Origin of the sequence: Catalinimonas locisalis, from assembly GCF_038039535.1 — a bacterium.
In the GTDB taxonomy this organism is placed as follows: Bacteria; Bacteroidota; Bacteroidia; order Cytophagales; family Cyclobacteriaceae; genus Catalinimonas.
The window spans coordinates 142,413-156,488 of record NZ_JBBPHP010000003.1; the positions used below are offsets into that span (position 1 = coordinate 142,413).

General features: G+C 40.0%; 7 protein-coding genes and 1 tRNA gene. 6 read left to right on the forward strand and 2 right to left on the reverse strand.

From position 1 onward, the window contains the following. Nucleotides 1-16 precede the first annotated feature (16 nt). The 5 genes from WJR50_RS06555 to WJR50_RS06575 all read left to right on the forward strand — a co-directional run bounded on the left by WJR50_RS06555 (nucleotide 17) and on the right by WJR50_RS06575 (nucleotide 11,101). Nucleotides 17-1,045, forward strand: a complete 1,029-nt coding sequence (locus tag WJR50_RS06555; protein WP_341292442.1) for a DUF3500 domain-containing protein — start codon at nucleotides 17-19, stop codon at nucleotides 1,043-1,045. 113 nt (nucleotides 1,046-1,158) lie between these two features. Further along, nucleotides 1,159-3,390 (forward strand): hypothetical protein, encoded by a 2,232-nt coding sequence (locus WJR50_RS06560; RefSeq protein WP_341292443.1) that lies wholly within the window; start codon nucleotides 1,159-1,161, stop codon nucleotides 3,388-3,390. A gap of 27 nt (nucleotides 3,391-3,417) precedes the next feature. After that, nucleotides 3,418-5,976 (forward strand): Kelch repeat-containing protein, encoded by a 2,559-nt coding sequence (locus tag WJR50_RS06565; protein WP_341292444.1) that lies wholly within the window; start codon nucleotides 3,418-3,420, stop codon nucleotides 5,974-5,976. A gap of 197 nt (nucleotides 5,977-6,173) precedes the next feature. Then, complete coding sequence (locus WJR50_RS06570; protein WP_341292445.1) at nucleotides 6,174-8,237, forward strand: Kelch repeat-containing protein; 2,064 nt, start codon at nucleotides 6,174-6,176, stop codon at nucleotides 8,235-8,237. Nucleotides 8,238-8,482: 245 nt separating this feature from the next. Next, a complete protein-coding gene (locus WJR50_RS06575) occupies nucleotides 8,483-11,101 on the forward strand; it encodes an FBX42 beta-propeller domain-containing protein (protein ID WP_341292446.1) in 2,619 nt (872 codons plus the stop codon). Nucleotides 11,102-11,112: 11 nt separating this feature from the next. On the opposite strand, the gene der is transcribed toward WJR50_RS06575, so the two are convergent. After that, complete coding sequence (gene der / locus WJR50_RS06580; RefSeq protein ID WP_341292447.1) at nucleotides 11,113-12,420, reverse strand: ribosome biogenesis GTPase Der; 1,308 nt, start codon at nucleotides 12,418-12,420, stop codon at nucleotides 11,113-11,115. 120 nt (nucleotides 12,421-12,540) lie between these two features. Next, complete coding sequence (gene era, locus WJR50_RS06585) at nucleotides 12,541-13,425, reverse strand: GTPase Era (RefSeq protein ID WP_341292448.1); 885 nt, start codon at nucleotides 13,423-13,425, stop codon at nucleotides 12,541-12,543. A gap of 91 nt (nucleotides 13,426-13,516) precedes the next feature. On the opposite strand from era, the gene WJR50_RS06590 reads away from it, so the two are divergent. Beyond that, nucleotides 13,517-13,589: transfer RNA gene (locus WJR50_RS06590), tRNA-Met, on the forward strand. The last annotated feature ends 487 nt before the right edge of the window (nucleotides 13,590-14,076 follow it).

The following is a 14,076-nucleotide window of genomic DNA, read 5'->3' on the forward strand; positions in this document are numbered from 1 at the left end:
ACTAAATACAACAACCATGAAAAAGCTCGCCTATACTTGCCTTATTACATTGATCAGCCTTAGTATATTCCAAAACTTTCTCCTCAAGACAGATGATGACTCAGTGATGCGAAGCGCCCAGGCATTCCTTACTTCGCTCAGTGAAGACCAGTTGGACAAAGCAACTTTTTCATTGGCTGACGAAGAGCGCTACAACTGGAACTTCACCCCTGTTCCTCGGCAAGGGCTTCCTCTTAAAGAAATGACTGAGACTCAGCAAGAAGCCGCTTTTGCATTGATGCGGGCCTCGCTGAGCGAGAAAGGTTATGAAAAGGCTCAGCAGGTAAGAGATTTGGAAGAAATACTAAGAGGTGTAGAAGGCCGTGGCCCCAATGATACTTATCGTGACCCTAATAATTATTACTTCTCCATCTTCGGTAAACCTGCACAAAATGAGGCCTGGGGATGGCGTTTTGAGGGACATCACATCTCACTCAATTTTTCCTCAGTAAGTGACGAAATTGTCTCGGTAACCCCTACTTTTTTTGGCGCTAATCCTGCTAAAGTACCTTCAGGACCACGTAAGGGCTGGAGAATACTGAAACCAGAAGAAGACCTGGGAAGAGTACTAGTGAAATCACTCACTCATGAGCAGCAGCAAACTGCTTTAATTGCAGAGGAAGCTTATCCTGATATTGTAACCAGCAATGATAAAGTGGCAAATATAACGAAATTGGAAGGCCTTGCTTACAGCCAGATGACGCAAGAACAGCAGGAGCAATTGATACAGTTAATAGAATTGTATTACAGTGTACATAAGGCTGAAATCGTGAAAGAAGCTATGCTAAGAATCAAAAAAGCAGGTTTTGAGAATATTCGTTTTGCCTGGGCGGGAAGTTACGAAGTAGGCGACAAACATTATTATCGCATTCATGGGCCAAGCTTTGTAATAGAATATGACAACACGCAAAATGACGCCAACCATATTCACACTGTGATCCGTGATATGGAAAAAGATTTTGGGGAAGATATACTTAGCAAGCACTACGAGGAAGCACACAATTAATTTGCTGAAACTTATTTGATTTTCTGTGTAGTGTAAGGTATCAGGAAAGCCCATCAAATTCTCCTGAAGTCTATCGGTAATTTTAAGGCCAATTACCAATAGACTTCAGGATCATGTTTAAAAAACTATTCTACACCTCTCTTATTTTAGTTTCAATATTCTCCTGCCGTGAGGAGGAGGTTATTATTATACAACAGCCTAGTGAGCCTGTAGTAGAAGACTCTACCAGCACCACTAAGGTAAATATCAATGGTTACGTACAGAAAGGGCCATTCATCAACGGAACTACGCTGATTATTACCGAACTGGATGATTCTCTGGCGGCTACCGGCAAAACTTTCACCACCCAGATCACTGATAATCGAGGTTCTTTCTTTATAAAAACCAGTCAGCTTGACTATACCAATCTCCAACTGATTGCTACCGGCTTTTACTATGATGAAGTAAAAGGTGAAAAATCTGCGGCACAACTTACACTCTATGCGCTGGCCGATGTCTCTACCGATGCCAGAATCAATGTCAATATCCTCTCTCATCTGGAAAAAGACAGAGTACTTTACCTGCTGAATCAGGGAGTAGGTTTTCTGGAGGCTAAAGCACAAGCCCAATCAGAAATCTTAGCCATTTTCGGCATTGAAAAAGAAGATATGCAGCATTCTGAACTGCTGGATATCTCGCAGGCAGGAGAAGACAATGCTATTCTACTGTCCATTTCAGCCATTCTCCAGGGAGATAATACTGTCGCCCAGCTTTCTGAATTACTGGCTGACATCAGCACTGACCTGAGAGAAGACGGAATTATCAATTCTGACAAAATAAAAGACGCCCTTAAGCATAACAGTATCAACCTTGTTCTTCCGGCTATTCGGCAGCATCTGGTAGAAAGGTATGCAGAACTCGGCGTGGAGGCCAGCATCGCCAATTTTGAGCAATATGTAGATAGTGATGGAGATGGAATACTGAACAAAGATGATGATAATACACCCGATGAATTTGTCTTTGCCGCTATAGAAAATGCTAAACGTAATACGGTTTATCTCTCTGAAAAGATTACTATAAGCGGATTACCTTTTCCTGCCATCGCTCAAGTCAGTGAGGGAGAATTGCTAATTAATGGAAAAAGTGTAGGACAGGATACTGCTTATATTAGTGATGGAGATGAGCTGCAAATTAAAATTAGGGCTCCATTTGGCTGGAGCGAACAACTTTCTGCGCTACTCACAGTAGGTGATTATCAAACTACTTTTGCCCTGAGCAATGAGGCTTATTCCTGGGCGACCGCAGTTGCTGGACATTTACAAGTAGGACCTTTTTCCAATGGAGCTTCATTTGCTTTAACACAACTGGATTCTAGCCTCAGTAAAACTGAAAAAAGCTTCAATGCCCAGACCAGCAATAGCCAGGGAGCGTACCAAAAGGGAGAAATAGAAGTTGATTATCCCTGGGCAATAGCCGAAACTAAAGGCTATTACTATGATTTTGTCAATGCACAGATTTCCGAAAGTGAACTACAGCTCACTGCTTATACTGATCTATCTGGCAATGATAAGATCAATGTGAATGTGCTTACTTATCTGGAAGCTCCGAGGGTAAAATATCTGGTGAATTCCGGGCTAAGCTTCACGGATGCCAAGCAACAAGCCCAGCAGGAAGTATTAGCGGTATTTGAAATTCAGGATAACATATCCACCCTTTCTGAGCATTTTGATATTACCCAAAACAATACAGAAGGAGCAATTCTACTCGCCATCTCTGCCATACTGCAAGGCTACGAAAGTACCGGAACTTTACAGGAACTGCTTAGAAACATTAGCGAAGACCTGGAAACTGATGGTACAATAGACAATCCGGTATTAGGCTCAGCTTTAATCAATAATGCCATGTACCTGGATCTGGCTGCCATTCATTCTGCAATAACAAATAAGTACAAAGAATTTGGCAAGACCATAATTCTAGCTGATTTTGAGAAGTATGTGAAAGCTTTTAAAGAGAATACAAGTTTTGAGTTCACTAAACCAATTACATATCCATCTTCATCTAAATATGGAAAAAATATCTTATCAGATGAAAATAACACGTTTAAAACTTTCACTGACTACAGCCTATTTGCCAATGTACCTAAGAATGGACGCTTGAAAATCGTTTTAAAAGGGGGCCAAGTTGCTTATGGCAATACTCCTGGTTATTATACTTACAGTAGCAATCCACAAGTTTTTAATGTAGACGATGATGGTATCATTATTATAATACAATTTCTTAATAACAAACAAACCATTACCGTTGAGTACTACGAATTCGGTTCCTCTACCCCTACAAAGATTAAAAAAATAACTGCAGTCCTCTAAGTATTTATTTTGTTAACGATTGGCATAATGAAGAAACATATAATTTATTTAGTTTTCATACTAGCTTTAGTATTTAGCTGCCGTGAGGATGAGGAAGTCATTGATGCCCCTCCAATAGCAGTGGATTCTACTTTGACAGTTGACTTATCCGGCTATGTGCAGAAAGGACCATTCATCAATGGTACAGCGATTACAGTATCCGAACTGGATAAGAAGTTGGTCACCACCGGCAAGAACTTCACTACTCAAATTGCTGATAACAAAGGCTCCTTCAGCCTGAAAGGGATTAAGCTCAAGTCTAACTTTGTACAGTTGCAGGCCGATGGTTTTTACTTTGATGAAGTGAAAGGAGAAAAGTCAGCAGCTCAGCTTACGCTCTTTGCCCTTTCTGATGTAGAAGATGTAAGTAGCATCAATGCCAACCTGCTCTCCCACATGGAAAGAACCCGTGTTATCTACCTGATGCAGGAAGAAGAGAAAAACTTTGTGGAAGCCAAACAGCAGGCTCAACAGGAAATTCTTACGGTCTTTGGGATTGAGAAAGAAGACATTCAATACTCGGAAGTACTGGATATTTCTCGGGATGGCGATGACAATGCTATCCTGCTGGCTATCTCGGCAGTACTTCAGGCCGATAATACCGTAGCTGAACTCTCAGAACTAGTGGCCAATATCATCACTGATTTGAGAGAAGATGGCGAACTGAATAGCGAAAACAGTAAAAACATGCTCAGAGAACAGGCCATGTCACTCAAATTGTCTGAAATCAGGGCTCACTTGGAAAAGCGCTATGCAGACATGGGTGTGGAAGCTACTATCTCCAATTTTGAGCAGTACATTGACAGCGATGGTGATGGCATCCTCAATAAAGATGAAGATGATACGCCTGAAGATTTTTCTTTTACGCTACAGCAAGATGTAGCTACCAAGGCAAATGTTATTTCAAATGTAGTCACCCTAAGTGGGTTGAAAGAAGGGGGTACGGCTGATGCTATCGTGCAGCATGGACAAATTATTCTGAATGGAAAATTGATGGAAGACTCTGTCACACAAGTGAAAAATGGAGACCAACTACAGCTTCAGCTTACCTCCAGTGATGCTTATGCTGATACAGTAAGTACGAAAATTACGATTGGTACACTGTTCAAAAACTTCACAGCCATTACCGATGATTATATTCCCGATGCTTTCAGCTTCACCGCGCAGAAAGATGTAGCCATTGATTCTTTCTACACTTCCAATACCGTTACCGTAAGTGGGATACCCTACGAAACACCGTTTAAAATTGATGGCGGAATCATTATCAAAAACGGTGAAGAACTGGAAACTGACACTACATCTGTTAAAAACGGAGATGAACTGGCCGTTAAATTGCTTTCCAGCAGTGAGTTTAAAGCTTCCTCCTCAGCGTTGGTAGATATCAATGGTATCAGTGCCAGCTTCAGCATTACTACCGATGACTACTCTCCTGATCCTTTTAGCTTTAAAGAAATCAATAACGCCAAAATAAAGAGGAAGTACATCTCTGATACAATTACCGTCACCGGACTGCCTCATCCTACCCCATCCGGCATAGCCTGGTTCAGCACCGATGATCATGAAACAGGTGCCATTTATGTCAATGGTGTAAATTACAGAAACAATGGCTTTAGCGTAAAAAACGGAGATAAAATCTGGATAGAAGTTACCGCTTCAGAAGAATTCTCCACTACCCTTCCTTCCTCGCTGGTCATCAATGATAAAGAGGCTTATTTCAATCTTACTACTGAACAAAATCCCTGGCAACTGGTATCAACTTATCCTGGGAAAGCCATATATTTTCATAGTGGTTTTACTTTGAATGACAAAATCTATGTAGGAACAGGATATACCTTTTCTCCCCGAACGGAGCTTAATGATTTTTATGAATATAATCCTCAAAAAAACATATGGACAAAAAAAGCAAATTTTAAAGGACACCCTAGAGCCATGGCTATTGGATTAAGTACTGGAGGTTACGGATACATCGGCTTAGGTGAAATCGATACAGATCAAATGATGGAATTTAGTGATATCTGGAAATACGATGTAACTACGGATCAATGGAGCCTCATTCCTGAATTACCCAATGCAGATAGCTATGCGAAGGACTTTAATGTTAATGATAGAGCTTTTATTATTAATCGAGGAAATCTCTTGGAGCTTAAAAATGACCAATGGATACAAAAAAATCCTATTCCTAGTAATGTTAGCTATAATACATTTCTCTTCTCAGTTAATGGTAAGGCTTACTTTACCTATGATTTTTATGCTGGCATTTATGTATACGATACGCATACAGATAGCTGGGATGAGATAAATAACCCACTATATATAGATGATATGGGATTTGAAATTAATGGTCTTGTCTATGCTACAAAAAACTGGTCAGATGAGTGGTTTTGCTTCAACCCCTCAGATAATTCTTGGAAAGGCGTAGATGGATTCATGGATAAAAGTATTCCATTAAAATGTTTTTCAGTTAATGGTAAAGGATACTGTTTAACTAAAAGAAGTTCATCTAATGATGCATTGGACTTCTGGGAATTCACCCCACCCCAGGAGTAGGCTATTGTGGCCTACTTCTGCCAAAAGAGCATCCTGAAGCACGTAACTTAAAGTTTAAGGATTCGCTTCTTTTTAAAAATGAGTCTCATTTTTTGCGCTACAGTAATCATAAAAAAATTAAATAAATTATTCTTATGATTATACATGTAAATACTTAATCTGCTATATTTACAAGCTATTAACCATTATTATTTAATATGGGCAAACACTTAATATCGCTAGCGTTTATACTGACTTTCTTGATGAGTTGTCAGGAAGATGAAGAAGGAAATAAACCAGAAATAAATGTCAACTTGTCTGGTTATGTGCAGAAAGGCCCTTTTCTGAATGGTTCAACCGTTACGATTATTGAACTGGATGATGAGTTTAAGCCCAGTGGCCGAACCTTTAGTACAGAGATTCAGGACAATAGAGGCACGTTTGTGTTTGATGAGATCAGCTTGATTTCTCCTTATGTAGAGCTAACGGGAGAGGGCTTTTATTATAATGAAGTCAAAGCAGAAGAGTCATCCGCTCCTCTTACGCTTAAAGCAATTGTGAACATTAAAGACAAAACGGCTACTAATCTCAATATACTTCTTCATTTGCAGAGAGAAAGAGTAATTTATTTAATAGAACAGGGAGAGACTTTTGATGAAGCTAAAGCACAGGCTCAGCAAGAAGTAGTTAGAGTTTTTGGTATAGAAAAAAGTACCTTGGCTAGTGCTGAAACTATGGACATTTCCAAAGAAGGTGATGAACATGCTATCCTGTTAGCAATCTCTGCTACCTTGCAGGGACAAAACACCGTAGCAGAACTATCTGAATTATTAGCGAATATTAATAGCGATATAAGAGAAGATGGAACGTTAGATAATGAGACCATCAAAGAAAAAATTCGCGCTGGTGCCAGATTTGTTTCCCCTGCAAACATTAAAGAAAATTTAATTAAAAGATATAAAGAGGTAGGAACTGAAATAGCTTTGCCTGATTTTGAAAAATATCTGGACAGTGATGGGGATGGAATCATCAACTCAGAAGATGACGAAACGCCGGATGAATTTTCTTTTGCTCCTATCACTGAAGCCAAAATGGATACTTTTTATGTCTCGGAAACAATTACTTTACAGGGGCTCCCTAATCCTACAGAAAGTTGGCTGTACGCTGGAGGAGGGGATTATTCAGCTACATTGATTATCAATGGAGAAGAGTTAAGTGATAATAGTGCTTTATTATCCGATGGAGACGAAATAGCTATTAAACTACAAACTGGCTCTGATTTTTCTACTACCTATTCAGCTGAATTGATCATAGGAACATTCATTACCAACTGGACAGTAACTACTTTGTCCAATCCTTTTCAATTGACAGAGAATGATACTGGTAATGCGGAATATTATTTAAAAACTTTTGTCTCAAATAATAAGGTTTTTGCAGGCCTTGGGCTTGATATAGGATTTGCTTTCAGAAACGAATGGTACGCATATGATGCCGAAAACAATACGTGGACAGAAAAAGCTTCTTTTCCAGGTAATGCAGGAGTAAACATTACAATCTCATTAAATGATAAATTCTATGCCGGATTGGGTGAAAACGGAAAGGCAATCTGGCAGTATGACCCTGAAGTAGATTCGTGGACAGCTATCGCAGAATTTCCTGGTCAGGCTGATACATATTTTGCTTATTCAAGTGGCAGTAAAATGTATGCTGGGCTGGGAGATAATGGTAATGCGCTGTGGGCATATGATCCTGCTACCGACACTTGGTCTTCTATTGGCGATTTTCCAGTAGTAACATCAGATATTGAAACTTTTGTCATAGATGGTGAAACGTTTGCCTGGGTTTCCTTTCAGGAGTCAGGTAAAGCTGCTGAAATATGGCAGTTTAGTACAGCGAGCAAATCATGGCACACAGTTGGAAATGCAGAAGCATCAAACTTTCTTTTTGCCATGGATGGTAAAGGATATTTTGCTGAAGAAAACTCCTCTGAACTACTCAGCTTTTCCCCTGCCAGTGCTTCCTGGACAACCGTAAGCACCCTACCCAAAACTAATCCTAAATTTGGTTTCTCATTGAAAGGCGTAGGGTACTTATACTTTAATGATAATTTCAGAAATTCATTCTATGCCTATGACCCTAGCAATAATTCAATAACGCAGATCAAAGGGATTGAACAGGAGTCGCGTAGTTTCATTTTTGCAGTTACTGCTGATAATTACGCTATCTTAAACACAAGCGTTAGTACTGCTATGGGAAGTTCCTTTTATAGGTTTATGCCCTAGATCTATACCGTTTTAATAATAAATATTCTAAGCAATTTATATAAAGCTCCTATCCTCATCATTAGGAGCTTTTTTCATTTACCTCAAAAGATCAGCCTGCTGCACGCATCTTTTCTCCAGAACCTGTGGAATTCTACTTATTACACCACAACTAATCTTACCAGGCTTATTTAAATATTCAATTTTTTATTATAAATAATACATTTATAAGTATATTTACACAAAAAAGTAAATATTAACTTGTAATGAAAATATTTATAAACTACCCCTCACTATTCATTTTTTGCTTTTTTATGCTTTTGGCCTGCCGAGAAGATGATGAGTTCATTAATACACCACCCATTGCTACAGATTCTACCCTCACCATTGACCTTTCCGGTTATGTGCAAAAAGGACCATTCATCAATGGTACAGCTATTACCTTGTCAGAACTTAATGAAAACCTCCTGGCTACTGGTAAGAATTTTACCTCTCAAATCAATGACAATAAGGGCGCTTTCAATTTCAAAGAAGTACCACTTAACTCCCCTTTTGTACAGCTTCAGGCCAATGGTTTCTATTTTGATGAGGTAAAGGGAGAGAAATCTTCCGCACAGCTTACGCTTTTTGGACTTGCTCATGTTACTGATGCCACTTCAGTTAATGTCAACCTGCTTTCCTACCTTGAGTTTAGCAGAGTGGCCTACCTTATGCAGGAAGAAGAAAGTACTTTTGAAGAAGCGAAGCAGAAAGCACAAAGCGAAATTCTTACTGTTTTTGGTATAAAAGCTGACAGTATCGGTTATTCCGAAACACTGGACATTTCACATGATGGTGATGATAATGCAATTCTACTCGTCATTTCTGCCATACTACAGGCCGATAATTCAGTAGCAGAACTTTCTGAGCTTCTGGCCAACATCATCACTGACCTCAAAGAAGATGGGGTGGTCAATAGTGAAACAACCAAAACTAAGCTAAAAGAGCAGGCCATGTCACTCAATCTACCCCAGATCCGAACGCATCTGGAGAAGCGTTATACAGACATGGGCGTAGAGGCTACAATTCCTAACTTTGAACAGTATGTTGACAGCGATGGTGATGGCATCCTCAATAAAGATGAAGATGATACGCCTGAGAATTTCAACTTTTCCCTACAAAAAGACGTAGCTACCAAGGTAAATATTATTTCAAATGTAGTCACCCTAAGTGGGTTGAAAGAAGGGGGTACGGCTGATGCTATCGTGCAGCATGGACAAATTATTCTGAACGGAAAATTGATGGAAGACTCAGTCACACAGGTGAAAAATGGCGACCAACTCCAACTTCAGCTTACCTCCAGTGATGCTTATGCTGATACAGTAAGTACGAAAATTACGATTGGTACACTAGTCAAAAACTTCCAGGTCATTACCGATGACTATATCCCTGATGTTTTCAGCTTCACTGCCCAGAAAGATGTGGCGGTGGATTCATTTTATACTTCCAATACCATTACCGTAAGTGGAATTCCTTTCGCTACTCCTTTAAAAATTGAGGAAGGTACTATTATTAAAAATGGTGTAGAATTGGAAACTGATACTACTTCAGTTAAAAACGGAGATGAACTAGCTGTCAAATTGCTTTCCAGCACCGAATTTAAAGCCGCTACTTCTGCTCTAGTTGATATTAATGGAATAGCTGCCAGCTTCAGCATTACTACCGATGACTACTCTCCTGATCCTTTTAGCTTTACGCCGATTAAGAATGCCAAAATAAAGAGGAAGTATATCTCTGATACAATTACCATCACCGGACTGCCTCATCCTACTCCATCCGGCATAGCCTGGTTCAGCACCGATGATCATGAAACAGGTGCCATTTACGTAAATGGTGTAAATTACAGAAACAATGGCTTTAGCGTGAAAACCGGAGACAAAATCTGGATAGAAGTTACTGCTTCAGAAGAATTCTCTTCTACCCTTCCTTCCTCACTGGTCATCAATGACAAAGAAGCTTTTTTTACTGTAACTACAGAGCAAAACTCCTGGGTAGCTAAACTTTCATTGTCTGTGGGAGCATTTGACGGACGCCCTGCAGCATTCTCAATAGACAATAAAGTATACTTTGGTACCGGAAGTGCTGACAATGGGGTAACAAAAGCCTTTTATGAATATGATCCTGCAACTAATCAATTGATTCAAAGAGCTGATTATGGAGGGGGTGCGAGAGAAGAGGGAATCGGCTTTGCTATAGGTAATAAAGGATATATTGGGCTTGGGACAAATTCTACTTCAGGAAATGATCATGAATTTTACGGTTATGATCCCAATACTGACACTTGGACAAAACTAGCTGATTATCCAGGCAAAATAAGCTGGCTGTCCATTGGTTTTTCTATCAATAATAAAGGTTATGTAGGCTTAGGAGGAATCCAGAATGATTTTTGGGAATATGATCCGGAAACAGATACGTGGAAGCAACTCGCAAACTTACCTGCGGAGGGAAGATATGGAGCTATTGCATTCTCTATGAACGGTAAAGGTTATGTGGGTTTAGGAGCAGGTGATCATGCCAATTTAAGAGACTTATGGGAGTATGACCCTGCTATTAACTCTTGGAAACAACTCAGTGATTACCCTGGTCTTTTAGGTGGTGCGGTCGGCTTTAGTATAGGAAACTACGCATATATTGGTAACAATTATTATGTTGATCATACAGACAAAGTTCAATTCTATCAATATGACCCTATACTTGATTCTTGGAAGCAGATGGATATTGGAAATATGCTATTTTCTAATCCAATTGGTATCAGTACCTCCACAAAGGGTTACCATATAAGAAATATATATGATGGAGTTGCAGACGAAAGTCAAATATGGGAATTCACCCCACCTAAGGAGTAGGCTACATTGGTCTACTTCTGCCTGAAGAAAATGTTCAAAGGTACCCCTTCAAAGTTGAAGTGCCCTCTTAATTTATTTTCCAGGTAACGCCTGTAAGCTGCTTTTACGTATTTGGGGTGGTTACAGAAAAAGGCGAAAGAAGGCGTTCTGGTAGGCAATTGCGTGATATATTTGATTTTAATATGCTTACCTTTTACTGAGGGCGGTGGGTAATGCTCAATGTCTTTACCCAGCAGTTCATTCAGTTTGGAAGTGCTGATACGTCGCTGGCGGTTTTCATAAATCTCAGAAGCTTTTTCTATCGCCTGAAACACCCTTTGTTTAGTCGCCATAGAAGTAAAGACAATGGGGATATAGTTAAATTCGCCCAGGCGCTCTTCAATCTTCTTTTTGTATTCCAGTGCTGTTTTGGTATCCTTTTCTATCAAATCCCATTTATTGACCAATATCAGTATGCCTTTCCTATGCTTGTCGGCGAGTTGTACGATATTCATATCCTGTGCTTCCATGCCCCTTTGTGCATCCAGCATAATGATACAGATATCACTGTCTTCCAGCGCCTGCACAGAGCGAATGGTAGAGTAAAACTCTATATTATCAGATATCTTAGCTTTTTTGCGCAGCCCGGCAGTGTCTATCAGGATAAAATCCTTGCCGTACAGATTGTAGCGAGAGTGGAGTGCATCACGGGTTGTACCGGCAATATCAGTTACGATGCTACGCTCTTCACCCAAGAGCACATTCAGGAAAGAGGATTTCCCTACATTAGGTCGTCCCAAAATAGCCAGTCGGGGAATACCCGCTTCCGGGTCTTCATCATCGTCGGCAGGGAAGTGAGAAACAACTGCATCCAGCAAATCACCGGTACCTGAACCACTTGCTGATGAGATCGGGAAAACTTCTCCCAAACCTATGCCATAAAACTCAGACGCCATGAATGAACGCTCATGGTTATCGGCCTTGTTGGCTACGATATAAAGGGGCTTCTGTGTACCTCGCAGAATATTAGCGAAGCTTTCATCCAAATCTGTAATCCCGGTCTCACAGTCTACCATGAACAGGATCACAGTAGCCTCATTAATCGCCAGTTGAACCTGGGTACGGATGGCTTCCTCAAAAATATCATCAGAATTGGCTACATAGCCTCCTGTGTCAATGACAGTAAAATGCAGTCCGTTCCACTGTCCGTAACCATAATGGCGGTCACGGGTTACTCCGCTTACATCATCCATAATGGCCTTACGTTGCTCTATCAGACGATTAAACAACGTTGACTTCCCTACATTAGGCCTACCTACGATCGCTACTATATTTGACACTTTATTTTTGTATTATGGTTCTTGGTTCTGAGTGAAATGGTTCTCGGTTCTTAGTTTCGTGTGTTATAGTTCAAAAATGATGAAAGACAATAACCATAGTACCTAGAACCATAACACTATTTATCTATAGCCAAAATTATGAAGTTTCGGCTGCTTTTTACGCCAATCGGGAGAAACTTTCACAAACTGCTCCAGGTAAACCTGCTTGTCAAAGAATTTTTCCAGATCAGCCCGGGCTTCAATGCCCACTTTTTTAATGGCCTCTCCTCCTTTGCCAATTATTATTCCTTTCTGACTTTTGCGCTCCACAAAGATTTCAGAACGCATACGGATGATACTTTCATCTTCCTTAAACTCGGTAATCACTACCTCACAACTGTAGGGAACTTCTTTCTTGTAATTCTTAAAAATCTTTTCACGAATAATCTCAGCTGCAAAGAAACGCTCCGGCTTATCGGTAAGTTCATCTTTGGGAAAATAAGGGGGATGCTCAGGAAGTCGGCGCAAAATGGCTTCAAAAACCTCTGAAATATTTAGCCCTTCCAGTGCGGAAACCAGTATAGATTCTTGGGGCTCCAGGATTTCCTGCCAGTAAGCCATTTTATCCTCAGCCTGAGAGCCTTTGGCCAGGTCAATTTTATTCATCACCAAAATAACTGGGACCTCCGAATCCTTGAGTCTTTGTATATGCTCTTCTTCCTGGTATTTTTCGTAGAGATCGGTCACGAAAAGAATGATATCAGCATCCTCCAGGGCTACACTCACAAAGCGCATCATAGATTGATGTAGCTCATATTCCGGCTTTAGAATGCCCGGGGTATCGGAGTAGACCACCTGAAAATCATCACCGTTAATGATTCCCATAATGCGGTGGCGGGTGGTCTGAGCTTTGGAGGTGATGATAGAAAGCCGCTCCCCTACCAGTTGGTTCATCAGGGTTGACTTCCCCACATTAGGTTTCCCTACGATGCTCACAAATCCTGCTTTGTGTATTTTGGCTTCCATTTAGAAAATTTTTACAAAGATATTTGATTAAAAAATAAAAAGTACTACTTTTGTATCCTCTTAAGCGAAAAAGACGTTTAAAAATATACATCGCGGGGTGGAGCAGTTGGTAGCTCGTCGGGCTCATAACCCGAAGGTCACAGGTTCGAGTCCTGTCCCCGCTACTAATTAACCTCATAACAATCTGTTTATCAGAAAGTTGTGAGGTTTTCTCATTTCTAGGGGACACTATAGGGGACACTAAATTCATTTTAACAACTTATTATGATTACATGCATATAAATATAAAAGATCAAACAATATCTCAATTATTAGACAGGACTGACATAATTAAGTTGCCCAATAATCATACAACTGGATACTTCTGTTCAGGTTCGCTATATCTGATTACGTTTATACATGTGGATCAACATTTACTTGTAACTAGAATTCCTGATCTACCTAATTATGATGAAATTAGAAAGGATCACTCTTCAATCAATTGCAACAGTTACCCGTTCTTACTATTAAATCCAAATGAATCAGGGTATGAACGTGTATTGGAGGCTAATAATGATGAGGGATTGTTACTAAGATTAAATACGATTATTGCACCAAAATTAGGGGGTAACAATTTTGCTGTTAGATATAATTACTGAAAAGTCTACCTCT

Bases quoted from the DNA above. Each gene is read 5' to 3' on its own strand.
- WJR50_RS06555 (WP_341292442.1), top strand. From the start codon at position 17: ATGAAAAAGCTCGCCTATACTTGCCTTATTACATTGATCAGCCTTAGT.
- WJR50_RS06560 (WP_341292443.1), top strand. From the start codon at position 1,159: ATGTTTAAAAAACTATTCTACACCTCTCTTATTTTAGTTTCAATATTC.
- WJR50_RS06565 (WP_341292444.1), top strand. From the start codon at position 3,418: ATGAAGAAACATATAATTTATTTAGTTTTCATACTAGCTTTAGTATTT.
- WJR50_RS06570 (WP_341292445.1), top strand. From the start codon at position 6,174: ATGGGCAAACACTTAATATCGCTAGCGTTTATACTGACTTTCTTGATG.
- WJR50_RS06575 (WP_341292446.1), top strand. From the start codon at position 8,483: ATGAAAATATTTATAAACTACCCCTCACTATTCATTTTTTGCTTTTTT.
- era (WP_341292448.1), bottom strand. From the start codon at position 13,425: ATGGAAGCCAAAATACACAAAGCAGGATTTGTGAGCATCGTAGGGAAA.